The following is a 25,042-nucleotide window of genomic DNA, read 5'->3' as shown; positions in this document are numbered from 1 at the left end:
CAACGGCTTCGGGGAGCAACGCAGCCGGTTTTGACAGGCTCGTACCCTCATTTGACAGATTCGGCTTGTAACGCTGCCTCTAAAGCAACATTCCTATTGCCCAAGACGAATTCCGCAAACTGCTCCTGCGTTCCAAAGAACGCATTTAGATCCAGGTCGTTGCTTCCAAAATGTGCGACCTCACCTGCGAATTGCCATATTGTCCAAGGATTGGCCCCCGACAGCGACGGCCCGGTACTTTCGGGCGTGCCGTCTTTCGTCCAGTCCTGAAGCCACAGTGGATACTCATTGAACTGATTCGCGATCAGTTCACGAATGCCGCGCTCATGGGCGAAGATCACTGGCAATTTCTCATAGTGTTCGCGGATCAGCTGCAACAGTTCGTGAAGGTTTTTTTGAATTCTATTGATATCCGTGCACTTCTTTTGGCTCTTCAAGATCGGTCCATCGTTATACCATTCGAGATCGACCGCAATTGGCATGGCGCTCGGATCCTTTGGGACGTTCTTCTTGATGTTTTCGAATTGCGGGGCAGCAGCTTTGCAGAAATTTACAACGTGATAGGCGCCGGTTACCAGTCCAGCATGCCTTGCATCTTTCCAGTTCTGTTCGAAATGATCGTCCACGAAGTCTCCCCCTTCGGTGGCTTTCATATAGGCGAATGTTAGTCCATCCTCTTTGGCTGCTTTCCAATCGATCTCGCCGCTCCAGTGGCTGACATCGAGGCCGCGAATCGCATAACTATCAGGTGCATTAAACACCTTGATCTCGGGATGGCGTTCTATCGCGCTACCAGTACTGAGTGCCACCTCTGGAGAGTCTTCGGAGCTCGCAGTGGTGACAGTTCCCACCCAATCGATGGAGCCAGCAGGTTTCTTCGGTACAAGAAAAAAGAAAGCCCCCCCCCATTCCTTGCCGTTGTGCAAACTGCCCGAGCGAACTTGCGGAAAGTCCTCTCCGGTCGCGGGGTTTTTAGTCATATCGAGCTTGAGCGAGATGTAGCTCGTGACCGGCCCAAACCGGGCGATTCCGCCACCGTTAATAAACGTCGCACCGCTCTTGTTTGATGTCATTCCGGCAAAGATCGGATCGGCCCATCCGGAGCGGACGCCCTCGATCAAGCTGTCAAAGAAAATGCTGCCGTCATTGTCGGTCAGCCCGTAGGCCAGCTTGTCAGACTCCGTAGACGACAACGCATGTGCTCCGCGAGCCTTTGGAAAGTTATCGCTCCCCCAGCGCGGGTCGACCATTGGAAATATGCCACCTGAATAGCACGAGCCGATCAGCGCGAGGAAATGATAGGTGTTGTGCGACAAATTGACGAGCATGGTCGCTAGGTCATTGAGTCGCAGCAAATTTTTGCTGTCATTGCTGTTTTTGGCTGCCGACAAGACGATCGAACCTGGCTCGTCATCGTTGCCAGGCGCGCCGTGGCCCGAATAGGCGAACACGATTCGCGCGCGCTTCTGCCGAGCCTTTGACTGCTCCGGGAGGTACTCTTCGAGAAAGTAGCGGATGTTATCTTTCGTCGCTTGGTCGTTCTCGAGAACGATGATTTCGTTGAATTTCTGCTCGACAAAGAATTTCTTCAGGTTCTTGAGATCATTCTCAGCCGGCTTAAGTCGCCGGTCCCTGGGCAGCGCGAAGTTCGGGTAGTAGTTGTTGTCGACGATGAGCGCATAACTCCTTATCGGTGGGTCTCCAAGGTTGCCCTTAAGACGTTCCGCGATGTTCGCATCAACAGCCATTGCCCCGTCGTCAACATAATGGAAGAAATACTTGCATTTGTCGTCTGGGACATCTGCGTCGTTGCCCTCGCACGCACTTGCAGGAAATGCGGCGAGAGCCACGAGTGAAACCAGATAGGGAATGAGCCGGCATGAGAAGCCCATGGTCCACACTAATCCCTTGAAGCAACTATTGCGTAATGCCGAAATCCTGTTCGAAGCTTGCTCGAGTCCCATAATAGATGTTGGCATCCAAGCCGCTCTTGTAGCCGGTCGTCACATTGGCGTCGTCTGCGAACTGCCACAACTTCTGGGTCTTGCCGTTGATAATGGCCGGCTTTTCGACGGCTTTGTGTGAGGTTGAATAGTCGGCGATCCAAATATGATATCTATCCAACTTGGTCAGGAGTTTTTCATCGATCTTGCGGGACTTCCACCAGCTCCTGGCTGTGTAGATGATTGGCGTACGCTTGGTCTTCTGCTCGACGATTTCGAGCCAAGTACGCGCCTTTTCGATAATTTTAGCGGCATCTTGGCCGGCCCAACGGTCGGGATTAGTCGAGGTACGATCCCATTCGAGGTCGAGGCAGGGCGGCATGTCGCCTGCACCGATACCCCCGTGAAGTGCCAGGAATTCGACAAAGCGGTTCGCCTGCTCCACGACATCATCATTGGCGGTTAGAAAATGATAGGCGCCGCGGTAGACCTTCTTATCGCCATCCAGCTTTCCAAGATCGGCCCAATATTTGCCGAACATTCCATCCTTAAACTTCGTACCTTGAGTCGCCTTCACGTAAACAAAGTCGACCTCTTGCAGCGCTAAGTTATGAAACTTTATGTTGCCGGTCCAATGGCTGACATCTATTCCGAAGATCACGTCCCCTCGCGCTTTCTTTTCGACTTTGTCGAATTTCGCATCGTCAGGAAAAACGAACTCTTTAGGTAGCGCAAAGTCTTTCGGGGCGCTGGGATTATCTTTCTCTTCGGCCAGCTTGGCCGGAATAACCTCATCTATGAACAACGTCTGGCGTGATACGTCGTCTTTGAGATCCTCCCAAGAGGTATCGCCCGCGCGCGCTATTCCGATACAACTCGTAACAAGGCAGAGCAAAGCTTTTACAGCGAAATTCCATTTCATAGCGGCCTCCACGTATCTTTGTTGTCTGCATGAATCTCAAGCTATTACATGGAACACACTGAGTAATCCTAGATTGCATTCGGTGCTTTAAAAGGCGTGCCTTCTGGATCCCAATTTACATGCGATATTATTATTTGCTTTTGAGCAGAGATTTTTCACGTGTCGACCGCGTTGGGCCTACGCCGACACCACGCCTAAAGATTATCGAGGTAAAGACCGTAGAATAGCCCCCTACCAACTTGTCCTTCCTGTCCCTCAAAGTTAATGCCGAACTCAGTGGCTAGCTCCTTTCGGATAAGCCGAGCGACGCCGGCCGAAACCGCGCGTTTGTATGTCAGCTTGTACTCCAGGTCGGCTTTGAACGCGCCAACGACCTGATAAGCATTTCCTTTGGCACGCTGTAGTTCCAAGAGTTCAGCGCAGACTGGCCCCAAGTTGCTCCTTATTGACCGAAGATCCTCTAGGGAATACTCCTGCACTTCAGTGTTTTTGAAGCTAATGCTCACGTTACTCAAGTATGCAGCAGATGTTTTTAATCCAAGTCTTTCCAGTCCGCTTGCACTAAAACTAAAATTCTTGTTCCTAGCGAAATCAATGGACTCCGCTCCAGACTTACTTAGGGAATCCGGAAATACCATGTACTTCGGCGAGCAAATATCTCCGAGCGTCACTTGGTTTCCGACTGGAACATTAGTGCTCCGTTTCCAGACCAGATTACCAGGACCATGAAGAGACGAGGGAGGAACATGCACTGAATACCCATATCTGGATAGAATCGACGTGGGTGAATAAGGAACAACATCTCTATGGCCGCACCCGGTAAGAAATATCACGAATATGGGCCCAAATAACATCTTCATTATTGCCCCCTCGGAACTCTCCACTAGCTGAAGAAACACAAGTCTCCATCCGAGCACACAAAAGAGGCCTTGCACGCGAGTTTGCGAGGCAAAAGCGTACTTCATGTGCCGCCCCGTGAGGCAGTCGTAGTCGCCTCCGGAGCAGAAGCGATCGAAGGAGAGGGTCTAAATCAAAGCAATCACAACCATGCTGACGATCGCTCGGAATTGGCGAAAAATGTTAGCAATTACTCTATTAGCTTGCGAAAACATTACATTGAGTTGTGGTCGATGTAAAGGACAATCCCCGCCGGCGGGCGCAGTCCAGCATGCCACAGCTTGCACACTTGCTCCGGGTACGGACGATCCGAGGCTGCTGCAAAGTAAGATCCATGGGCCGAACTATCTCGCCGGCTACAACTTCTCGCGGCTTCATCAATTGGTTCAGGCGGTTTTTGTGGCTGCTGCTTGCCTGGCCTCACACACTGAGCGAAACCGCGAACCCCTTAGCGACCGATCATTGTTCACGTCGAGATTCAGCGCTATAGCCGAATTGCTGCACGTCGATGTTCTTACGGATGCGCCACGGCGACCCGTATCCATATCTCCGTCGTTATCAAAGACTCGCTCCAGCTGCCGCGTCAATGTGAATCAAACTCTCGGGCACTAGCCACCATGACCTCACTGTCCACCGAAATAATAGAGAAAGTAAGAGACATACAACTGTTTCGGAGCTGCCCCGACCTTAGTTTCTATGTGTCTCCCGTTCCGCAACAAAACGACGGTAGGGATTGAGCGGACACCGTACAGCTCGGCCACATCTGGCGTTTTGTCAATGTCGATCCTGACAATATCAAACCTTTCCTTTTGTTCACTTGCTATCTCTGCCAACGATCTGCGGATCATCTGGCAGGGCCGGCACCATTCGGCCGAAAAATCGATAACGATCCTACTACCTTTAGCGCTGATGCGACGCTTAAGTTCGGCTCCATCGATGGTTCTGATATACCTCATTCCTGCTAGTCGGCGGACAGTTTTCGCTCTACACAGACTAATCGCCAGATCCGAGACTGTCGTGTAGTGGGCGCCACCGTCGAGCTCTCGTTCCGTTCGCCTCTCGGCATTCAACACCACTCCACCTAGAGTGTACTCATCCAATCCGAGATCCGAAATTAAGTTAGCATCGGGAACGATCGATTTCCGCTGAACCCCCGCATGCTCGACCAGCATGTCCGCTACAATTGTATAGCACGACCTCACTATTCGGTGGTTGGGTCCACCAGTTTCGTAAGTATAATCCAGCATTTCTCCTTTAGTTGTCGCGCACGCATAATCGACGGTAGTTGCTATTATTAGCCCAGCGAGGGCCGTGGTTTGCCAAAACGAGCGCAATGCAATCACCTCCTATTGGGGGCTCGGCATCGGCGTGTACATGGCCAGGCCGGTTGCGCTGATGTCGAAGTCCGAGGTAGATGCGACGGGCAGGAAAAAGCAAAAGATCCGCCGCGCCGGAGGATCGGCACGTCCAGGCATCGGCTTCGTCAAATATCGGCTGGCGAGTTATCCACTGAACCACGAAAGGTCGGAATACTTTTCGTGCTTCATCGCTGAAAGTTGGCCGATGAGCTTTGCCGCAAGACTGTTCTCCTAGCCGCCGTTCTTTACACGCTTTAGCCAACCCTGCGACTCAGGACAGTTGCAGAATGTTATAATTTTTGGTTTACTAATACAAGTTCAAAGAGAGTTCGATCTCGGCGTGCCACGCGACGGAAACAAATTCCAGGCCGGCGGCTTTTCAACCATGGGTTACCGCCATGGTGTCCGACATCAACGGGGTCGCCGCCGGACCTCTATACGCATTAATGCTCCGCTACGAATGCGACAACGATTTCGTGATCAAGAATACCGTCAAAGGCGGTGCATCACTCGAAATCGTCCCGATTGAAGTTTCCGGATCGGTGGACGCAAGCAGGTCCGACATTCAGCACATTAACGTCACCATCGCAGCAGTCAGTGACAATGGCCGCCGGAAGGCCGGTCCCGACTTCATTCAGGAGTTACAATATCGGGGGGAATCGAAATGAAGAGATGGTCAATCGCAATGGTCGCGGTCTTTACTCTCTTTTCGACGTGGGCCGTCGCGCAGGAAGGTGCGGCGATAAAGGCAGCCATTGAGAACGAAGCTTCGAACGGCGTGATGCTGGCCTTGCCCACAACGGCTGGAGACGCGGCTCCTGCCATACCCGGAGGTGCTACCTCCCAAAGCTTCTATGCGAACCTGACGACGCAACAGGAAAAGAACATCACTGACAAAGCCTATCCGCTAATGGCGTCCAAATGGCCGTTCAACGAAGTCTGGGTTTGCTGGGAAGAGTTGCAACCTGATTTCTCCGCACAACGACAGCTCGTACGGGAAGCCGTTCGAGACACCTGGGAAGCAAACTCGGGAATCCGTTTCGTGGGCTGGGGCCAATGCAACCCCAGCGCTGGCGGAATACGCATTGCGGTTAAAGATGAAGGCCCTCACGTTAAATTTCTCGGAAAGTTCGTGAACGGCATCAAGAATGGGATGGTGCTCAATTTTACCTACAACAACTGGAGCCCGGCGTGTCAGTCGATGCTCGATTATTGCAATCGGGTTATCGCAGTTCACGAGTTCGGTCACGCCATCGGGTTCGCCCACGAACAAAACCGACCGGACACACCCGGGGAGTGCGATAAGCGTCAAGGGACGGATGGCGACAATACGCAGTTGACGCCGTGGGATGTCCACTCGGTCATGAACTACTGCAATCCGGTTTACAGCAACGACGGTGTTCTAAGTCAATTCGATATCATCGCAGTCAAATACATTTATGGAGCAGGATGATGCGATCAGCGGCGATATTTGTCCTCCTGTTCCTGATTGTGCTTCCGGCAGGAGCCAAAGCTCAGAATCCGCATCTACCGGTACGGCCTTCGCTCATTCATCTGCACGCCATCGGAACACCGACGATAGGGCCTTCGGCTGGCACTGCAGACTCGGTCGAGAGCCAGGCAACAGGCTTTTTCATTAGCCCTGAAGGCTTCGCACTCACGGTCGAGCACTTCTTCAAGCCGCTGGAAGCGGTTGACGCAATCAACGTGAGGATAGAGGCAAGCATCGGCGACGCGGGAGCGGGTGTTATGAAATATCCGGCGTACTTCATCTCCGAATTGGGCAATCTCGACCTCGCATTGCTGAAAATCGATTTGCCCCACGACCACCCCCCAATCGAACCATTTGTACTTGGCACGATCGCAGACATCGATCCCAGCGACCCACCGGATATATTTTCGTCAGGATTTTCGGAGAACAACTATAAGACTCACGCGATATCGGTCAACGACCCCGAGAGCGATGAAGTTCCATACGGCTGGACACTCAATGTGGCCATCGACGGCGGGGAAAGCGGAAGCCCGGTCTACACGAAAAACGGCACGGTCATCGGGCTTCTCAAGGGATCACCCAAGCACATCGCCACTTTGGCGATAATGATCCCCGTCGATTTCGCTCAGCCACTGGTCGGATACATAAAGATCCGCGAACTGGAGAAGGAAATCCTGCAGCTCAGGCAAGTCGTCGGAGCGATGAAAGCTGGCGATCCGCCTATCGACATACGTTTGAACCAGGTCGAGGACGGGCTCAAGGAGATCGGAAAACGCTTCGAGTGGACCGCAACGACGTCAAGAGATGACGGCTCACTTCAAGTCAAATACACGAAGCTGATTAAAGGCGGCCCGCAGATTGGAAGCATACAGCTCCAGATCACGCCGAGATTGAGACTCCGCGAGGGTAACGATATTATCAGCAAGGACATGCCCACCCTGAAGCTGAAAAGCGGCGGCCCTCCGAGTTTTCCCCGCGATAGTTTTGATCCCGTCCTGAAACAAGGCGTGTTCGTTGTCGCCGACGTACAGGATAAACTTGAAGCGCAGTACGAGCTCGCGGAAAACGCCGTTGGAAAGCCGGAACCTTACCGTGACCTATTGATTTCCATTGTCCCCGCCACAGAGGACGGACTCAATTTACCGCCTGTAATTCTTAACGTGAGCCCCGACTATGTCTGGAAGTAACTCCACTCGGCTATCTTTGAAACTTGCACTTGCCGTAGGCCTGGCTCTGTCGCCATGCACTTCGCTCGCCGACGGCATGTACGTTCCGGAGTCCCCTCTTTCGAACGGGACGACAAAACGCCTCGACTTTCAACCAACCGTGGTTGTCGCGAGCGACAGAGTTGTCGTGGTCGCCGGCGGGCGAGACGAGGCCGATGCCCACATCGCAATACTCGACCCGAGTACCTTGGAGGTCATGAGACAAATCCAGCCGGAGATGCTGGTCGAAGATATGGTCGTCACAGCCGACGGCGGCAAAATCGTTGTGGTGGGGTCTAACGGCGTCTCGACTGAGCTTGCCGTTTACACTGAAGAGCTCCACGAACTTTCGCACCTCGACCTTGAGCGGCCGGTCGGATACCCGCAGCTCTCAATCGAGGACGAAGGCGTCGTCGCCCTCGCCGGACAGAGAACGTCGATTGCTTTTCCTGCCCTCTCCTTCTACCGCCTCAACGGTAGCGGCGAACTGGCCTGGCGAAAAGACTTTCAATCTGAGGTGAAGTTTGGCTCGCGGGGAGCGTGGGTTGATACGAAGTCGAAACTCGTGCTCGTCAACAACGCCACCCGTCCCTCGTTGACCGCGTACGATTTCAGTTCGGGCCGACGAGTTGCCACCCTGCAGGTCCAAAGTGACAACAGCCGCGACTTGACAGCTTATTCCGTCTTCGGACTTGTCGGTAGTGAGTGCGGGGGTTCTGCTCCAGCTTCGCTGCTTATCTCAGACGGTAGCTCGCGTGTTTCCCTTGTCGATTTCGATCCGCTTTTCGAATCCTTTGACGTCAAAGCCGCAATCAATGTGCGATTGCGGCTGCTACCAGGGACAAGGCTGGAAACCTTGAAGGACACGTCTTCTGTAAAGCCTGCGACATTGCTCGCAAGCGTGTGCGATCAGTCGGTGATCTGGGTGGCCAATTCATTCTCGAATGAGATAGCCCAGTTCTCGCGAAATCCGGTGACATCGGATCTTGAAAAGGTCGGAAGCCTGGATCTGCCGGGTCTCCCCAACGCCATCACGCTGCAGCCGAAAGGCCCGTACGGCTATGCGGTGTTGAAGAAAGCAAGGTCGATAGTGAGTTTTCGGCGATCAACGCCAGACAGCGAAGCGAACCCCATTGTGGGCGACGACAGAGTAAGGGAAATCCAGCGTTTCCTGTCGGCGAAAGGCTATCTGTATGGATCTATTGACGGTCTGGTCGGTCCTTCGACCATTAGGGCGCTAGAAGTCGTCAGTTCGCGCTATGGCGTGGACCTTGACATACGGTCCGATCCTGCAACAACTTTGGAGAAGCTGAAGACCACATTGGCTGATGAGTAGGATGGCTCTTCGGAGGGCCACCTTTAGGCCGGACAGTGACCGGGACCGAAACGGCGCGGACGATGCAGCGTCTATTGACTGAGAACGGCTTTTCGGTCGGTCCCATTACCGGACAGATCGGTGTCCGCACCCTCGAAGTCATCACCCGGTTTGAGCGCAGCAATAATTTCCCTCGACATCAGTCGCGACCTCAAAAGGGCTTTCGAGACGCCCCACCACAGTAGCACCGCTTACATGCAATGCAGCGCGGGAATGTCAAAATGAGAGTGCTCTGCAAACTCCTCGCCACTGCCGCACTCGCCTTGGCGCTGGCAGCCGGCGCTGCAAGTGCCCAGAGCGTGCGGCAGGGATGGACGGACGATGAGCGCGAGGCAATATATATTACGGCACACAGGGCTCGCGACTGATCCCCAAGACCTGGCTAGACGCCTTGGTCATGGACGACGGCAGGCGTCCAATGGGACGGCTCGGTGACAAACAGCCGCATCAAGATCGGCGCTGGCTGGGTCGAATATGGTGCCCTGGGCCGCAATACTGGCGAAGTGCTTGACGTCTTCGGCAATATCGTTTTGAAAGACAAATCTCTGCTCAGCGGGCTAATCGGCTACGACTCCCACCCTCGTTGCGGATTCCGAGGCAAGCCGCCCCCGCATTCCGAAATCATTCCGCCCCCCAATTCCGAGAATTAGTCGCCCCCTGATTCCGAGATGATGCCGCCCCCTGAACGGAGGCGTTTGTCGAGGTGTCCTGCTGGTGAGACGTTCCACCTTTCAGTGTCGGAGGGGAAGGAACGGGATGCCAGCGGAGAGACTAAAGATGCGGCGTGTCCGCGAGATTCTGAGATACAGATTTGAGGAAGGCCTTGGCCACAAGTCGATTGCAGTGCGCGTTGGCGCGGCCCCCTCGACCGTGCGCGAGACGTTGCGCCGTTTGGAGCGTGCCGGACTTTCCTGGCCGTTGGGCGACGATGTCAGCGATGCGGTGTTGGAAGCGGCTCTCTATAAGGCAGCCGGCACGAAGACCGGTCACCGGCGCAGCGTTGAAGCGGATTGGGCGCATGTTCATCGCGAGCTGAAACGCAAGCATGTCACGCTGCAGATCCTTTGGTACGAGTATATCGGCCTTCACCCCGATGGCTATCGCTACAGTCGCTACTGCGATTTGTATCGCGCTTGGGCCCTGAAGCTGCCGGTGACGATGCGCCAGGACCATGCGGCTGGCGAAAAGCTGTTCGTCGACTATGCCGGCGACACGGTCACAGTGGTCATCGACCGGTTGTCGGGAAAGACGCGGCAAGCGCACCTGTTCGTGGCCGTGCTCGGGGCATCGAGCCTTTCCTTCGCCCATGCTCGCTGGAGCGAAACACTTCCCGACTGGATTGAGTGCCACCTGCGGGCGCTCGAGGCCTTCGGTGGCGCACCGGCGTTGCTGGTTCCCGACAACGCCAAAGTCGCCGTGATCAAGGCCTGCCATTTTGATCCGCAGGTCAATCGCACCTATGCCGGAATGGCGGCCCATTATGGCAGTGCCGTTTTGCCGACGCGACCGCGCCGGCCGCGCGACAAGGCAAAAGTCGAAGCTGCGGTTCGCATTGTCGAGCGCTGGCTGCTGGGCCGGCTACGCCACCGCGTGTTTTACAGCCTTGCCGACGTCAATGCGGCGATTGGTGACTTGCTCGTCGATCTCAACGACACCCGTGTTCTGCGCCGCGTCGGGCGCACGCGACGGCAGTTGTTTGAAGAGATCGATCATCCCGCTCTGCGGCCGCTGCCCGCCGAACGCTTCGTCTTTGCCGAATGGCGCATACGCCGGGCCGGCCTCGATTATCATGTCGATATCGACAAACATTATTACTCGGTGCCCTACCGATTTGCCCGTGAGCAGGTCGAGGCGCGCATCACCGCCAATACCATCGAGATATTCCACAAGGGCGAGAGGATCGCTGCCCACCGACGCTCGAGCGGCAATGGCAAGCACACGACAACGCCGGAACACATGCCATCATCGCATCGCCGCTTTGCCGACTGGACGATTGAGCGCATTAGCCGCGAAGCATCGGCAATCGGATCGGATGTTGCCTTGCTCTGCGAGCGTATTCTCGCGGATCGGCCGCATCCGGAACAGGGCTACAGAGCCTGCCTGGGCATTATCCGCCTCGTCAAAGCCTTCGAGCGCGAGAGGGTCAATGCGGCCTGCGGCCGGGCATTGGAAATCGGCGCGCGAACCTATGGATCGGTGCGCTCCATTCTCGACAACAATCTCGACCGATCGCCAGCGTCAGCCGGCACAGCCTCACCTGACCCCATCCACCACTCCAACATTCGCGGTCCCCGCTATTACCACTAAGGAGAAGACCTATGCTTGCCCACCCGACCCTTGATAAATTGAACGCCATGGGCCTGACCGGCATGGCCAAGGCGTTCAACGAACTGATCAGCAACGGCGAGAGCGAACAATTGTCCCACGCCGAATGGCTCGGGCTGCTGCTCGAGCGAGAATGGAGCTGGCGCTACGATCGCAAGCTTGCCGCACGTCTGAGGTTCGCCAAGCTGCGCAATCAGGCCGTGCCGGAGGATGTCGATTATCGCAGTGAACGCGGCCTCGATCGCGCCCTGTTCATGAAACTGATCGGCGGCGACTGGATTGATGCCCACGACAATCTTGCCATCTGCGGGCCGTCCGGCGTCGGCAAAAGCTGGTTGGCCTGCGCACTCGGGCATAAAGCCTGTCGCGATGATCGCTCGGTTCTCTACCAGCGCGTTCCGCGGCTGTTTGCCAATCTTGCCCTGGCTCGCGGCGATGGCCGCTATGCAAGCCTGCAGCGAACCCTCGGGCACGTGCAGCTCCTGATCCTCGATGACTGGGGCCTGGAGCCGCTCAACGAGCAGGCGCGCCACGATCTCCTGGAGATTCTCGAAGATCGTTACGGACGCCGCTCGACGATCATTACCAGCCAGCTTCCGGTATCAGCCTGGCACGAGATCATCGGCAATCCAACCTATGCCGATGCCATCCTCGACCGCCTCGTTCACAATGCCCACCGCATCGACCTATCCGGCGAAAGCTTACGGCGAAACTAGCGCCGGAAAGCTTGACTCGCGACCACGATCAACTGACAAACTAAGACAGCCAGCAGGACCCCAACCTCAAGGGGGCGAGATCATCCTGGAATCCGGGGGCGCAATCATCTCGGAACAAAGGGGCGGCTTCATCGGAATCGGCACCCTCGTGCCGGATAAGGTGGCGCGCGGCCAGACCGTCTTCCGCAATCGCTGTGCCAGTTGCCATTTGACCCCAGACATGCAAGTCGATGGCCAGCCGACCGAACGGATGATTCCGCTGATCAACACCCCGCCGGAGGACCTCACGGACATCTGATGGCCTGCAACGCCTATGTCTACAACGGCCCTACCGGCCCGTTGAAAGGCGCTGAGGATCTTGAGGGCAATATCCTGGGCGACAAGGCACCAGTATTCAGTATGCTCGGCAGGCGGCCCTCACGGGAGGCGGGCTTTACGTCGCTAAGTGCTATCTCGATTTCGATCATACCGGTGTCGCGCTTCTACCGCTCATTGGTCAGCCTCAAGTGCAACTTACGCCAGACGACTGGCCAATCGAACGCGCCAAGCGCAATGGCGCCAAGGAAACCTACATCAAGCAAAACAAAATTGCCTTCGACTGGTTCGCCGACTTTCCCTTCTCGCAAACCGACGGCACCGCGCTGATCATCTTAAGGCTTTTGCCGCTACTCGCGCCCGAACAATGGCAAGACGGCGACAAACTATTATCCGAGGTCGGTCTATTTATGGATCCTCGCAATAGACAGACCATTCCTGCCGCGGCGGTTGGGTTTTCTGGTCTAGAAATCCGTCAGACTTCCGAGAAGCGCTGAACTATCACACGCGCCGACATGGTGGGCCAAAAAGCGCGTCGGCGTCGAGACCGTCTGACGGGAGCACCAAGAGTGCGGCGCGACAGACAAGGTGAGAGTGATTTCATCCAGATTGTCGCTCTATAACAGAGGCTACCGGGTGCTCCATATTCTTTTGCACGTGCCTCTTTAGCTATGCCCATCAATGATCTGGCTGCCGGAGAACGCCACAGCGCCTCTAGCCACCAAGCTCTGCAGCAGCAGCGACCATATTTGTAAACAATTAGCCATAGGAATTAACGTCTGAAATCCCACAAACGGAGGCTAAAAGGCATTTATTTTCCGTCATCCGGACGCTGTTTTCCGCGCCCCATCACTATCGATAGTATTCAAGTATCGATAGTTAGCCATCTGAAGGTGATTTCCTTGCCATCTGACGCCGAAATCGCTATTCTTCGATGAGCTTTGATCGAGGAAACGCAATGTCCGAACCGCAACTGTCAGTCCGCAGCACCAAGGCCAGGGATCTGGCGCACGCGCTGGCGCGTCGCACGGGTCAGCCGATCAACAGGCTGGTCGAGCAGGCGCTCGAGCACTACGATCTGGAACTGCGCCAGCAGTCTGCCCGGGCGCCGATCGATGTGCTGTCGGATTTGATGGCCGAAGGCCGGCGTGCGGTCCCGGCCGGCACGACATCGGCGCATGACGATTTCTACGACGAACACGGTTTGCCGCGATGATCGCGGTCGATACGTCGGTCATTCTGGCGATGGCGCTGGCAGAGCGGGAGGCCGAACGGTTCACGCAGTTGATCGGTCGAGAGGCGGTTGCGATCGGCTGGCCGACCCTGCTGGAGGCGCGCATGGTGCTGACAGGCAAGGGATTCCCCAACGCCTCAAAAATTGTCGATCAGCTTGTCCAGCTTCCGAACGTCACGGCGATTGCTTTCGATGAGGCGCATTACCGGGAAGCGGAACGAGCGTTCGACCGCTTCGGCAAAGGCCGCCACCCGGCGACGCTCAACATGGGCGACTGTTTTTCCTATGCTGTTGCGAGGATCACCAAGGCGCCACTGTTGTTCAAGGGCAACGATTTTGGCCAGACGGACCTGAAAATTCACCCGGCATCATCCGGTTGAGGGACAATTGCAAACCAAGCCCGAAATGATCGACAAACATAGAGCGGCGGAATCGGACAGCCAAGCGGTCCACCGACGCGCCGAAGAGCTCGACGCGCTCGACGCCATCCTGCCGTTCGACCGACGCGACCAGCTCGCCGCGCTGCTGACCGACGACGATGTCGCGACCCTGAAACATCTGGCAGCCGAAGGCATGGGCGACAACACATTGAGGGCCCTTGCCTCCGATCTCGGCTACCTCGAGGCCTGGTGCCAGCTTGCAACCGGCTCTCCCCTCCCCTGGCCGGCGCCGGAATCGCTGCTCTTGAAATTCGTCGCTCATCATCTCTGGGATCCGGTCAAGCGCGCCGAGGATCCGGCTCACGGCATGCCGGCCGACGTCGAGGTCGGATTGCGCGCCGAACACCTGCTCAAGGCCGACGGCCCGCACGCCCCAGGCACGGTGCGGCGGCGGCTGACCTCGTGGTCGATCCTCACCCGCTGGCGCGGCCTGATCGGCGCTTTTGCCGCGCCATCGCTCAAGTCCGCGCTGCGGCTTGCCGTTCGCGCCAGCGCCCGGCCGCGGGAACGCAAGAGCAGGAAGGCAGTCACTGGCGAAGTGCTCGCAAAGCTCCTCGAAACATGCGCCTCCGATCGACTGGTTGACGTGCGCGATCGGGCGCTGCTCCTGACCGCCTTCGCCTCCGGCGGCCGTCGCCGCTCCGAAGTGGCGGGATTGCGCGTCGCGGATCTCGTCGACGAGGAGCCTGTTCAGACGGACCCATCGGATGTCAGCTCCCCTCCCCTCCCCTGCCTGTCGATCCGCCTTGGTCGCACCGAAACGATGACGCATGATGACGACGAACACGTGCTGCTGATCGGTCGACCAGTGAGCGCCCTGAAGCATTGGCTGGCGGAAGTGCAGATCAACGACGGGCCGGTGTTCCGGCGCATCGACCAGTGGGGCAACCTCGATCGTCGGGCGCTGACGCCGCAGTCGGTCAACCTGATCCTGAAAAGTCGCTGCAAACAGGCCGGCCTCGATCCGGCACTATTTTCCGCCCATGGACTTCGGTCCGGCTATCTGACCGAGGCGGCCAACCGCGGTGTTTCCCTGCCGGAAGCGATGCAGCAGTCACTGCACAAATCGGTCACCCAAGCGGCGAGCTACTACAACAACGCGGAACGAAAGAATGGACGAGCGGCCCGGCTAATCGTCTAAGCGTGACGACGCACCGAAGAGTGCATCGGCTCGCCTCTCAAACGGCTGCCATTCTTCCGGTTCCGCTTCCGCCTCCGATCTATCGTGCCGGTCAGCACCCGATGCTGCCCTGCCCCAGGCTTCAGCACGCTGCATTAGCGACGCCATCTCTCCCCTCAAGCGATGCGAGCGTTGCAGGTCGGCGGCGTGCTCGGCGTTCTGGCGGGGATCGTAGAATACGGCGATCGCCTCGCCGACTGCCTGTCGTGCCGCCTCCAATTGTCCTTTCAGGCTCTCCAGCTCGGCTTTGGCCGCAAAATACTGTCTCATCACCGCGACAAGTTCGCGGTCACTGGCGCTGATTTCCACGATCCCTCCTCCTTGGTTCCTCTTTGCGGGAACTGATCGATAAGAATGGCAAAATCGGGATAAAGTTCCTGCGGAAACGACAAAAGCAAAGTCGGTCACGCAGGCGGCGAGCTACTACAAGACGCACTGCGCAGTTACGGTCCGAAGAGGCGACGATCCCAGTAAACCGGCTGATAAAGGCTGATCCGAATTTCAGGGAACTCCGAATGAGCTGGATTTATCAAAATATTGCGGTCGAGCCGGGCGACAACACTGGGGACCAACAAGATTACGCTCGTCCTTTCGAGACACCATTGCTCGCCAAACCCCTTGCTCACTGTCGGCGGCATCGCGTCCCAGCCTGGGAGGCCCGGCGAAAAGACCTCATAGGTCAAGCCGCGCGGCATTGTGATTTCCACGTAGTGCTGGGTTGGCGGCAATCGACCGCTGCCATGCACCAGCTTTTCGAGCACCGCCGTTGAGTAGTGCTCGCTGCTGTAAATGATCGGGCTTGCCGGCGTGTTCCAGCGCCCCGGGGCTATGGTTGAGCCGGTTGCGTCGAATATGGGATAGGTCCCTTTCGCATCGCCTATTCGAAGTGCCGACAGCGTGCAATCAGGAATCTGGGCGCTCACGCAGCGCTGCCGTATTTCAGGCTTGCGAGGGTTTCCAGGACGAGTTTGGCGCCGATCTCGCTCTGAATGACCACAGCAATCGGACGTTTGTTCTCGAGCATGGGGTGGGGCCGAAACAGGAATTTACGGGCTTCCTCATCGCTTTGCCAAACATCCAGTGACAGATTCCAAACCCTGGCGACACGCGCGACACGCATCCCTTCGTCCTGTGAGAGCCGAAGCGTCGCCTTTCGGCGTTCATAATAGGTCGCCTTCGGCACCAAGTGATACTTGAATTGGCTGTCATTTGGAGCCAGAAGGTGGACCACGCGCTCCAATGCCGCGACAGGCAACCCGCCCTCTCCGGAGATCGCATTCGACGGGAACGGAAGCTTCAGCATGCCGGCCCGGCCTGACCGCCGCTATAGCGAGCAGCGCTCCGAACGCTTTTGGTGGTGTAGCGCAATCGCGCTGTTTCTTCGGTGGACGGTATGCTGTTTGATCTCGACTGACGCAGTTATGCTGTAATTCGGACCTGGCCGGCAATCCGGCCACCGGACGGCTCAGTTGACGCCGCTTGTTTGCGCCAAGTCGGCCAGACGCTCCTTGCAGATCGCCTCGACAAGACGGTGAAGATGTTCGGTCCGCTCAATGAGCCATGCAAGAGCTTCCTCTGTGATTTCGAAATGCTTGGAGTAACGCGCCTTCACATAGGCCTCGTTGAGTATGTTGTACCAGGCGGTGAAGCGATGCTGGTCACGCGGCCAGGCTTCGACAAGCCGGCGATCCTGGTCTTCGGCGAGGCCGCGCAGAAATTTTAGATTATGCGAAGGCGGGCTGTAGTTGGTTAGGGTGAGGAGCAACGCAGAATAGGCTGACTCAACGGCTTGGTGCAATTCAAACACCGCCAGGTTCAAGTCCCCTTCGGAGAGATAAAACCTCGCACCCTTAGCGAACGCCGTCGAGTACCTGAAAACCCGACCGAAATGCTCCATTGCCACCCTGAGCGCATCGGACGACGCAAGCCGCTTCGGTTCCGCCAGCGGCCGGTCGTCGAGTTCGTAGAGCACAATGCCTTCGCGTAGGATGTCGACGAAGAAATACTGCCCGTCGGCCAGGAAGTTGTTCACCTCGCGGGCGCCATGGACGATCAGTCCAACCGGCGTCGAAACTGCCTTGTCCCACATCAGCCGGTCGGTCGCCTTGTCCCAGTATTGCGGTTCGGCAAGCTTCTTCGAATTGACGATGACGAGGATATCATAGTCGGAGCGATAGCCTTTCATAGTATGCGGCTCGTCGACAAAGGTGCCGCGGGCATAGGAGCCGAACAGGATGATCTTCAGGATCCGACCGCGCTTCTTGAAGCCCGCTGAACTTCCTTCGAGCGCATCGGCGAACTCCTCGTGAATGATCTCCACGACCCGGGCAAGTTCGCGCTGTTTTTTCTCCGGCAGATGTTCGAGGCTCGTTCTCATGTCCAACCGATAGGACAAAGATGACTCGCCGTCTACTGCGGGAATTATGAGTGGCGGCCGCGCCGCGGGCGTCGCCGCGGAGCCTCATTTTCTTGCTGAATGCGCGACCTTCCCTCCCGCCACCGGCGCACATGAACAGCGATGGAAGCATTCCTCCGCCGGACGCAAGCAGAATCCGGCCCGCTTCCGGTCGCCGATCACGAGCCACTGGTCAAACCGGGACGTGATCGCCAATCGCTACCGCGACGTGCGTATCGATACGGACGGGCTCGTTATCGACGAAGATGATATCGTTACCGCGGCGGCATGATAACCTGGATCAATCTCGGCCTGAGCTGGTCGGCCGGTCGCTCGGCACCGCTGTCATGCTTGCGAAAGCGCGCTTCATGCTGGTCGACCCCCGGCGCGCGCGAACAGAGCTACTACAGCGTCCTGGCCCCCAAGCCCGACCACGCGGACCCGGGTCATTCTGAAGATCCGGCACCCGCAGCAGCACAAAGGCCGTCACGCTGCAGACGATGGCCGGTCGCGCCGGCCCTGGAGGAGAACACATATTCCTCCGGCGCTTCCCGGAGGCGACGGGACTCAATCCAACGGAATATCGCCAAAGGTTGAGGATCGGAAGTCGCGCGAGCGTCTCGCCCAGGTATATCGCCTGCGCCTTCCGGTGGTCGACGGAACCCGCCACGCGGGGACGTGATCCTCATTCGGAAGACTCGGCGGCGCCGCAAAACGCATCTGGCGGTTATCCGGCGGTGTATTCGATGTGCGACCGCGCGTTAATACGAAGATTGCGAAGAGATGAGATAATGTAGAATTATGCGAAAATATATTATTAATATAACTCCTCGTTCATCCGATAAACTGAAGAAGCTCCGATAAAAGATCGGAGCCTCTTCAGTTCAACGGAGATCATGGAGGCGACGCAATAAAGCACCGGCACCGCAATACGTCTTCAGAACATCGCCAAGGCAGGGGAACTACAAGGAAATGCTTGAAGGTGTGCCCGCGCAATTAGGAGATTACACAATTGCTCAGACAAGGCAATCAAAAATAAGCGATGACTAATAAGTCATACTAAAGTCGAATCCAAAGAGCGCCCGCCTGCCAGTCACCATCGTCGGCACAGGACCGCATCATGCCGGCTGCCGCATGTTCACGGACAAGGCGACCTTTGATAGATTGACGCCGGCGGAGATGGTAACGCCCGGTTTGAATGCGCCCCGCCAGCCGTCGACACACCGAGGAGACGTCGTGATAATTCGGCTTTCCATTGCATGCGGCCTGATCGCGATAACAGTCGCCATCCAGGCATTATTCATGTCCGCCGGACTGCATGCCTTGCGCCGGATCGACGAGAGGCGGAAATTCTTTGCGTATCGCCACCCGACCGTGGTGACGGTCGCCTGGGTAATATACTTGATATTTCCCATTATAATCGATGTCTGCCTGTGGGCGGCGTTCTATTATGTCGCGGAAGCTTTACCGAGCTTCGAAGAAGCCTTTTACTTCTCGACCGTTACGTTCACCACGGTTGGATACGGCGATATTGTCCTTGGCAGGGATTGGCGCCAGATTGCGACGTTCGAGGCGGTCAATGGCTGGATCATCTTTGGCTGGGCGACAGCGCTCATGATGGCAGTGATCCAGCGCCTTTATTTTCGGGAGCCGGAACCTGGCCGCCACCGCGACTAGAGCGCGTCGCATTCAATTGGGGCCATGCGACGCGCTTTAGGTCTTTATTTTTCATGCAGCCGTTATCCGGAAATGCTGACACTTTCGGGCGACATGCAGTAGATCGGCGCTGGACCCGCGGCATCGGCCCGCGGTTCCGCCTCCCATCACGACGCCGCGGGTGGCAGGAGAAACAGCGTCATTCCGAATATGGCATAGGTCGCCAACGCCATGACACCCATGTACCAAGCCGCGCGTCCGCCGTTGGAAAGAAGGGTCGCGGCCATCGTCGCGACCAGCATCATCGCGACCGCGCCCGGCCAGAACTGCAGGGACATCGGTTCGGGACCGACGAAGTAGCTAACGAGCACCAGTACAGGGGCAACAAAAAGCGCGATCTGCGCGGCGCTGCCGAGCGCAATGCCAACGCTGAGATCGAGGCGATTGGCACGCGCCGCGGAGAAGGCCGTTGTCATCTCTGCGGCGCCGCCCACCAAGGCGACGATGATGAAACCGACGAAGGCAGGCGTCATCCCCAAATGCTCTGCGGCGATCTGCACCGAACCGACGAAAATCTCGCTGACGAGAGCAACCAGTAGCGTAACAGCAACCAGGACGACGATCGCTACGGAAAGCGGCCATGGTTTCTGCTCTTCGTCCTCATGACCGACGCTCGCAAAGAGCTCCCGGTGTGTCCTCAGCGAAAACAGCATGCCCATGCCGTAAACGGCGATCAGAAGTATCGCCAGTCCGAGGCTCAGCTTCTGGGAGAAGGCGGCGGCCGGAGCTCGATCCACTTCGCTGATCACAGAGGGAACCAGAATGGCAATCGTCGCCAGGAACAGCAGACAAGCCTGGAAGCGCGCGTTCACCCTGTTGAATTCCTGCAGGTGATGCTTGAAGCCGCCGAGGAGGAAGGCGCCGCCCAACATGAAGAGCGTGTTGGTGACGATCGCGCCAGCAAGGGAAGCCTTGACCAGCAGATATTGACCCGCCTGCAGGGCCGCGAGCGAAATCACGAGCTCGGTCAGGTTGCCGAGAGTGGCGTTAAGCAGGCCTCCCACCGTATCGCCGGTTTTCGCCGCCACCGCTTCGGTCGCGCGGCTCAACAGCGCGGCGAGTGGTATGATCGCTGCGACCGACAGGAAAAACAGCCACGTGTGCGCCTGTGGCGCCGTCTGCTCTAAAAAGATGACGACAGGCACGAACACGATGAGCGCCAGCAGAGGCGTTCGCCGAAGCTCCGCCAAGGCGGCCTTGCCGATTGCAGCGCCTGGCAGGCCCCCAGAGCTTCCGCCTTTCAAATTGCTCATCACATCGCCCTCCGGAGTCCGGGTGTGTCAGCCGCCGTTCGTCGCTTCGCACTACAGCGCTGCGCGTCCAAACGGACGCGCAAAGATTGCCGTAGAGCTTCGAATTCTGCATGGCGTCCTGGGCGCGCTTCGCCGTTCATTGACCAGTGGGGCGCTCTAACTCTTTGAAGGCGATCCCAAAGAAGATCGTTGCGCATCCCTCCTGGAACCGCGCTAATTGGTGGCCGCTCCGGCATGCGCGCCGCTTTCGAGCGTCTCGTCCAGATGCGGCCGCTTCTTGGGCGGCAGCGCCGGCTGCTCAAGCACTTTCACAGGCGCGCTGATCGTCGCGGCCGCGACCGTGCCGACATTCTTGGCGGTACCGGCAACGACGGCAGTGATGCTGTCGCCCAAGGTGACCTCGGAATCCGTCAGCGTCTGGCCATTGACAATGCGCTGGCCGATCAGTTGCACGATTTGCGGGCTTTCAGCGAACTTGCCATGGTGCAGACTATCCTCGGATTGAACCTTGGTGAGGTCGATCGCGGTGATGCCCGCCCTTTCGAGCTGCGTGCGGTAAGGTTCGGCCGTCGGATCGATCGCGCCGAGCCGCGAGATGTCGCCCGATATGAAGCTCGATACAGCGAGCGCCCGGTCATCCTGCGACACGAAGATCGTGAACTTCGGCCGCCGCTCACTCAGTTCCACGAACTGCTTGGCGAAGACATCGAGATCGATGTCGGGCGATGCGAGGATCACGTTCTTGATCTTGGGCGCGATGCCGCCGTCGCGAATGCCCATCTGCCTGAGCGACTCCATCGTCAGCCAAGTCCCCATCGAATGGGCGAGAATGGTGACTTCGTTGACATCCGGGGCGTTCGCCAAGGAGCGCAGAGCATCCTCGAGGGCCGTTCTCGAATAGTTGGTGCTTTCCTTGTCGTAGTTGTAGTCGAACACACGGGCGCGCGACGGCCAGGTGAACAGCATGGGTGTCGCCTCAGCGCCGGAATCATGCACGATCTGCGCCAGCCGGAACACCGAATCCTCGTAGGTGTTGTTGAAGCCGTGTACGAACAGCAGGATGTTTCCATCGACAGTATGCTCGCGGAACCACGCGCGCGCTTCTTCGCGCGATGGCAGTTCGCGCACGCGGGTCACGGCGAAATCGGTTTCCGGATTGGGAGGCAGGCGGCGCGGCCATTGCACGGTGCCAGGCTTGCGTTTCGAATCCGGCGGGATCGACACCGCGACGTCAGTCAAGGAAAGCGCTGCGTTTCGTTCGCCGGAAAAGAGGGTCGCAGGATTCCCGGACGGCTGGCGCGTCGTCGCGACCAGCATGTCGACCTGCGTTGTCTTACTCGGCGCCGTCAGCGCCACCGGCGTCATCACGCCTTTTGGATGCCCCCCGCATCCGACCAGTACGGCGGCCGCCACCAGCGCGCCTGCAACGGTTCGCCCAGTCCTACCAAGGCTGCGGCGACGCGCGCGGAGACCCCTCATTTGAGGCATCGGTATTCCCCTCTGACACCGCTACCAGACCCCGCGCCAGTTGACCGCGGCCGCGCAACGAATTGATGACGTCCCACGATATATCCGCACTTCAGCGTGTTGCGGAAGCCGGAATCGACTTTCCGCGCAGAACGAATTCTTCCTGACAAGGCGCAAATCACCCGATCGGATCGTTGGATACGGCAGAACCGCCGCCGTTTCGTTGCCGTCGCTCGCCGTTTCGCCAGCTCTTGGCTCTCTACACCACAGCAGGAAAATTCCCCACGCGCAGGCTGCTGCCGCAGCGCCGGCAGGCAGCCCGCCCGAACGATCGATATATTTTGCCGTCATAAAGTCAGTCGGCAACCACGGTCCATTTGTCGTCCGGATCGAAGCGGTCGATGAAGGGTACGATCGCTCCCGTGCTTGGGCCCAGGTCCCGCTCGTAGACGATGCCCTGCTGGTTGACGAGGAAGGTCTTGACGCCGGTCTCGGCATAGGTGACCGGCCAAGCGATCAGACCGAAGCCAGCGATCATGTTGCCGTTGATGGTGTAGTCGTATTTGCCGCCAGCGATGTTGTCGCCCTGTGACGTCAGGATGCGGAAGCGATAGCCGAAATAGCCCTCGCCGGCCTTCGCCTTTTCGAGCGCCGCTTCGCTGATCGCGTCGCCAACCGGGCTTGTCTCCTCGCCCTGATCGGCCGGCCAGTAGAGGCCGTCGGTCTGGCCCGGGCTGCTGATGAGCTTCTGGGCATATTCGAGCACGCCGTCGGCGTCGCGGTCCTGTGCGGCATAGTCCTTCTGCGCCTCGACATAGGCGCGCACCGTCTCGATCGCCTCGAGCTCGTTCTCGCCGACGCGACGGTTGACGATCTCCTCCAGCCCGACATAGGTGTCGAACGCCCATTTTCCGTCCTCGCCCTTGGTGAGCGGGAACGGCAGTGGCCAGAGGCGATCGCCGATTTCGAGAACCTTGCGTCCTTCGAGATCGCGAACGACGACATTGCGGGCCGCCCCCTCGCGAATGAGCGCGAAGGTTTCCATGATCCCTTCGCCCGTCCTGAGCTTGGCCGCATCGAGGCCCAGCAGCTTCGCCAGGCCATCGAAATCATTCGCGGCGAGCGTCGATTTGAAGGCCTCCACCGCCTTCAGCGGATCGTCGAACGCCGGCGGGTCTTCGGCCGCGGCATAGTCGTCGATGATGCCTGCCGGTTGCTGCGCCTGGTCCGGCTGCTCGGCCTGCGCGAGGGCGACGTCGATGGCAAGCGCGCTCGCAAGCGAGAGCGCCGATCCGAGGAGAAGGGTGTGCAAAAGCTTGGTCATGGCCGTTCTCCTCCTTGTCAGCGCCTGCGTCCACCACCGCCGCGGCCTCCGCCGCCACGGGCCATCGGCGGCCTGCCGCCACCGCGGCTCATCTGGGGCCGTCCGCCGCCGCGCTGACCGCCGCCCATGCTGTGACCGCCACGCCGCGACGAGGCGACCTCGCGCCGGCCCGAATTGACGTTGCCGAGGCCGGGTGGCTTCTTCGGCCGGTTCTGCGCCTTCGAAGCCATCTTCTTCTTGCCGGCTGGCCGGTTGGCAGAGGGCTTGCTGCCGCCCTTCGGCCGGTTGACGCTTGGCTTGCCGCCGTCGGCTCTCGCCTTTGCCGCCGCCTGCCCGCCACCGGGCCGCGCCGCGGTATCCCGTCTCGGTTGGGCCTTCAGCCCTTCGAGCGTGCTCTTACGCACATCCGTGAGCTGGCCGCCACCGCCGCCCGGTCGCGCCTGCGGCCGGTCGCGATTGATCTCGGCGGCGCGGTTGCGCAGGTTGTTGTTGCCGTTGGCCTTGATGTTGTTCTTGAGGTTGGTGCGATCGAACTTGTTGAGCTGGTCGCGGTCGAAACTGATCTTGCTACGGTCGACATTCTTCCAGTCGATGTCGTTCCAGTTGACCTTGCCGTCGAAGTCGATGTTGTTGAAACACTTGTTGCAGTCAACGTTAATGTCGCCGTCCCAGCGGCCACCCCATACACCCCAATCGTCCCAGTCGACGATGGCGGCGAAGGCCGCGCCAGTGACGGCACCAGCAAAGAAGGCCGCCCCGGGATACCAATAGGCAGGATAGGGGTCTTCATAATAGCTGATCGGCGCCGGTGCATAATCTGGCACATAAAGCATCTCCGGCGGATACTGCGGCACGTAGATCGTTTCCGGATTTGCCGACTGGATGATGATGTTGTCACCCTCCTCGACCACCTTCACCTTGTCGTCCGTCTTGATAATGTCCTTGGCGACCGCCTCGTCGCGCAACTGCTGGATGGCAATCAGCACATCCTTCTGCTGATTGGCGATCGCCTCGCCGAAGGATTGCGTCCATTCGAGGTCTTCGCTCATCATCTTGACGACCTGAGGATAGTTCAGCAGCGAGACAACGCTGCCGTCCCAATCTTCCTTGGGCTTCAGGTCAGGTTTTTTCTCGCGCGCCTCCAGGAACCGCTCGGCCTCGACGATTTGCAAGGGATAGAGCGAAGCCGCGGAGATCAGCGCCACCAGTTCGTCCGGATAGAGCGCGATGCGGGCTACCAGCACCTCAAGCTCGTCATCCGTCAGCGGTTCGGGTGCGGCCTCGGCTGGCGCAGCAGGAGCAGCCGCCGTCTGCTGGGCCAAAGCTTTCGTTGGAAGAAGGAAGCCGCCGCCGATGTGCAGCAGCGAGATTGCCGCAAGAGCGGTCGCCCCCCGCAGGATTGACTTGATCATGACAACGCCTCCCAAAATCGCCCGTCGGAGAACGTGTCGCTTTCTCGACGAAGCGGTTACCGTTCTAAGACGA

General features: G+C 58.0%; 27 protein-coding genes. 15 read left to right on the top strand and 12 right to left on the bottom strand.

Annotated features, from left to right (window positions below):
• Positions 1-47 precede the first annotated feature (47 nt).
• From QA637_RS18880 to QA637_RS18865, 4 genes are all read right to left on the bottom strand, one after another.
• Positions 48-1,964, bottom strand: a complete 1,917-nt coding sequence (locus QA637_RS18880) for a GH25 family lysozyme (RefSeq protein WP_283066206.1) — start codon at positions 1,962-1,964, stop codon at positions 48-50.
• The gene (locus QA637_RS18875; protein WP_283066204.1) at positions 1,918-2,865 is read right to left on the bottom strand and encodes a GH25 family lysozyme; all 948 of its coding nucleotides are present in this window, start codon (positions 2,863-2,865) and stop codon (positions 1,918-1,920) included. The genes QA637_RS18880 and QA637_RS18875 overlap by 47 nt, the downstream gene beginning before the upstream one ends.
• 194 nt (positions 2,866-3,059) lie before the next feature.
• The gene (locus tag QA637_RS18870; protein WP_283066202.1) at positions 3,060-3,725 is read right to left on the bottom strand and encodes a hypothetical protein; all 666 of its coding nucleotides are present in this window, start codon (positions 3,723-3,725) and stop codon (positions 3,060-3,062) included.
• A 660-nt stretch (positions 3,726-4,385) separates the two neighbouring features.
• On the bottom strand, positions 4,386-4,934 hold the full coding sequence (locus QA637_RS18865; RefSeq protein ID WP_283066200.1) for a thioredoxin family protein: 549 nt from the start codon (positions 4,932-4,934) through the stop codon (positions 4,386-4,388).
• A gap of 223 nt (positions 4,935-5,157) precedes the next feature.
• On the opposite strand from QA637_RS18865, the gene QA637_RS18860 reads away from it, so the two are divergent.
• The 13 genes from QA637_RS18860 (at position 5,158) to QA637_RS18805 (ending at position 15,363) form a co-directional block, all read left to right on the top strand.
• Positions 5,158-5,355 (top strand): hypothetical protein, encoded by a 198-nt coding sequence (locus QA637_RS18860; RefSeq protein WP_283066199.1) that lies wholly within the window; start codon positions 5,158-5,160, stop codon positions 5,353-5,355.
• Between the two features lie 163 nt (positions 5,356-5,518).
• Entirely contained in the window at positions 5,519-5,788 is a 270-nt protein-coding gene (locus tag QA637_RS18855) for a hypothetical protein (RefSeq protein WP_283066197.1), read from the top strand.
• On the top strand, positions 5,785-6,573 hold the full coding sequence (locus tag QA637_RS18850; protein ID WP_283066195.1) for a M12 family metallopeptidase: 789 nt from the start codon (positions 5,785-5,787) through the stop codon (positions 6,571-6,573). The genes QA637_RS18855 and QA637_RS18850 overlap by 4 nt, the downstream gene beginning before the upstream one ends.
• On the top strand, positions 6,570-7,799 hold the full coding sequence (locus QA637_RS18845; RefSeq protein WP_283066194.1) for a S1 family peptidase: 1,230 nt from the start codon (positions 6,570-6,572) through the stop codon (positions 7,797-7,799). The genes QA637_RS18850 and QA637_RS18845 overlap by 4 nt, the downstream gene beginning before the upstream one ends.
• A 235-nt stretch (positions 7,800-8,034) precedes the next feature.
• A complete protein-coding gene (locus QA637_RS18840; protein ID WP_283066193.1) occupies positions 8,035-9,153 on the top strand; it encodes a peptidoglycan-binding domain-containing protein in 1,119 nt (372 codons plus the stop codon).
• Positions 9,154-9,215: 62 nt separating this feature from the next.
• A complete protein-coding gene (locus QA637_RS30995; RefSeq protein ID WP_428843181.1) occupies positions 9,216-9,377 on the top strand; it encodes a hypothetical protein in 162 nt (53 codons plus the stop codon).
• Between the two features lie 246 nt (positions 9,378-9,623).
• Positions 9,624-9,842 (top strand): hypothetical protein, encoded by a 219-nt coding sequence (locus QA637_RS18835; protein WP_283066191.1) that lies wholly within the window; start codon positions 9,624-9,626, stop codon positions 9,840-9,842.
• Positions 9,843-9,969: 127 nt separating this feature from the next.
• Complete coding sequence (gene istA / locus QA637_RS18830) at positions 9,970-11,499, top strand: IS21 family transposase (protein ID WP_283066189.1); 1,530 nt, start codon at positions 9,970-9,972, stop codon at positions 11,497-11,499.
• Positions 11,500-11,510: 11 nt separating this feature from the next.
• A complete protein-coding gene (gene istB, locus QA637_RS18825; protein ID WP_283066187.1) occupies positions 11,511-12,233 on the top strand; it encodes an IS21-like element ISRel16 family helper ATPase IstB in 723 nt (240 codons plus the stop codon).
• Positions 12,234-12,739: 506 nt separating this feature from the next.
• Entirely contained in the window at positions 12,740-13,045 is a 306-nt protein-coding gene (locus QA637_RS18820; RefSeq protein ID WP_283066186.1) for a hypothetical protein, read from the top strand.
• A 461-nt stretch (positions 13,046-13,506) separates the two neighbouring features.
• Complete coding sequence (locus QA637_RS18815; protein ID WP_077498148.1) at positions 13,507-13,764, top strand: type II toxin-antitoxin system VapB family antitoxin; 258 nt, start codon at positions 13,507-13,509, stop codon at positions 13,762-13,764.
• The gene (locus tag QA637_RS18810) at positions 13,761-14,162 is read left to right on the top strand and encodes a type II toxin-antitoxin system VapC family toxin (RefSeq protein ID WP_283066182.1); all 402 of its coding nucleotides are present in this window, start codon (positions 13,761-13,763) and stop codon (positions 14,160-14,162) included. Before QA637_RS18815 ends, QA637_RS18810 begins: the two co-directional genes overlap by 4 nt.
• Before the next feature lie 25 nt (positions 14,163-14,187).
• Entirely contained in the window at positions 14,188-15,363 is a 1,176-nt protein-coding gene (locus QA637_RS18805) for a tyrosine-type recombinase/integrase (RefSeq protein WP_283066181.1), read from the top strand.
• Here QA637_RS18805 and QA637_RS18800 read toward each other — a convergent pair.
• From QA637_RS18800 to QA637_RS18785, 4 genes are all read right to left on the bottom strand, one after another.
• Entirely contained in the window at positions 15,352-15,711 is a 360-nt protein-coding gene (locus QA637_RS18800; protein WP_184108997.1) for a hypothetical protein, read from the bottom strand. The two genes, QA637_RS18805 and QA637_RS18800, sit on opposite strands and share 12 nt — an antisense overlap.
• A gap of 134 nt (positions 15,712-15,845) precedes the next feature.
• Positions 15,846-16,325 (bottom strand): RES family NAD+ phosphorylase, encoded by a 480-nt coding sequence (locus tag QA637_RS18795; RefSeq protein ID WP_283066179.1) that lies wholly within the window; start codon positions 16,323-16,325, stop codon positions 15,846-15,848.
• Positions 16,322-16,705, bottom strand: coding sequence for an antitoxin Xre/MbcA/ParS toxin-binding domain-containing protein (locus QA637_RS18790; RefSeq protein WP_346283773.1), 384 nt, complete (start codon positions 16,703-16,705; stop codon positions 16,322-16,324). The genes QA637_RS18795 and QA637_RS18790 overlap by 4 nt, the downstream gene beginning before the upstream one ends.
• A 162-nt stretch (positions 16,706-16,867) precedes the next feature.
• The gene (locus tag QA637_RS18785) at positions 16,868-17,779 is read right to left on the bottom strand and encodes a nucleotidyltransferase and HEPN domain-containing protein (RefSeq protein ID WP_283066177.1); all 912 of its coding nucleotides are present in this window, start codon (positions 17,777-17,779) and stop codon (positions 16,868-16,870) included.
• A 46-nt stretch (positions 17,780-17,825) separates the two neighbouring features.
• On the opposite strand from QA637_RS18785, the gene QA637_RS18780 reads away from it, so the two are divergent.
• Both QA637_RS18780 and QA637_RS18775 read left to right on the top strand, forming a co-directional pair.
• A complete protein-coding gene (locus QA637_RS18780) occupies positions 17,826-18,089 on the top strand; it encodes a hypothetical protein (RefSeq protein WP_283066175.1) in 264 nt (87 codons plus the stop codon).
• An 887-nt stretch (positions 18,090-18,976) separates the two neighbouring features.
• The gene (locus tag QA637_RS18775) at positions 18,977-19,474 is read left to right on the top strand and encodes a potassium channel family protein (RefSeq protein ID WP_283067378.1); all 498 of its coding nucleotides are present in this window, start codon (positions 18,977-18,979) and stop codon (positions 19,472-19,474) included.
• 146 nt (positions 19,475-19,620) lie between these two features.
• Here the strand turns inward: QA637_RS18775 and cax are convergent, their stop codons facing one another.
• The 4 genes from cax to QA637_RS18755 all read right to left on the bottom strand — a co-directional run bounded on the left by cax (position 19,621) and on the right by QA637_RS18755 (position 24,969).
• Positions 19,621-20,766, bottom strand: coding sequence for a calcium/proton exchanger (gene cax, locus QA637_RS18770; protein ID WP_283066173.1), 1,146 nt, complete (start codon positions 20,764-20,766; stop codon positions 19,621-19,623).
• Between the two features lie 213 nt (positions 20,767-20,979).
• Positions 20,980-22,245 carry an alpha/beta hydrolase gene (locus QA637_RS18765; protein ID WP_283067376.1) on the bottom strand — a complete coding sequence of 422 codons (1,266 nt, stop codon included), beginning with the start codon at positions 22,243-22,245 and terminating at the stop codon, positions 20,980-20,982.
• A 343-nt stretch (positions 22,246-22,588) separates the two neighbouring features.
• The gene (locus QA637_RS18760) at positions 22,589-23,557 is read right to left on the bottom strand and encodes a DUF2950 domain-containing protein (protein ID WP_283066172.1); all 969 of its coding nucleotides are present in this window, start codon (positions 23,555-23,557) and stop codon (positions 22,589-22,591) included.
• Between the two features lie 17 nt (positions 23,558-23,574).
• Entirely contained in the window at positions 23,575-24,969 is a 1,395-nt protein-coding gene (locus QA637_RS18755) for a DUF3300 domain-containing protein (protein WP_283066170.1), read from the bottom strand.
• Between the last annotated feature and the right edge of the window lie 73 nt (positions 24,970-25,042).

It is taken from the genome of Sinorhizobium terangae (assembly GCF_029714365.1).
In the GTDB taxonomy this organism is placed as follows: domain Bacteria; phylum Pseudomonadota; class Alphaproteobacteria; order Rhizobiales; family Rhizobiaceae; genus Sinorhizobium; species Sinorhizobium terangae.
This window is presented reverse-complemented; position numbering and strand designations above follow the sequence as displayed.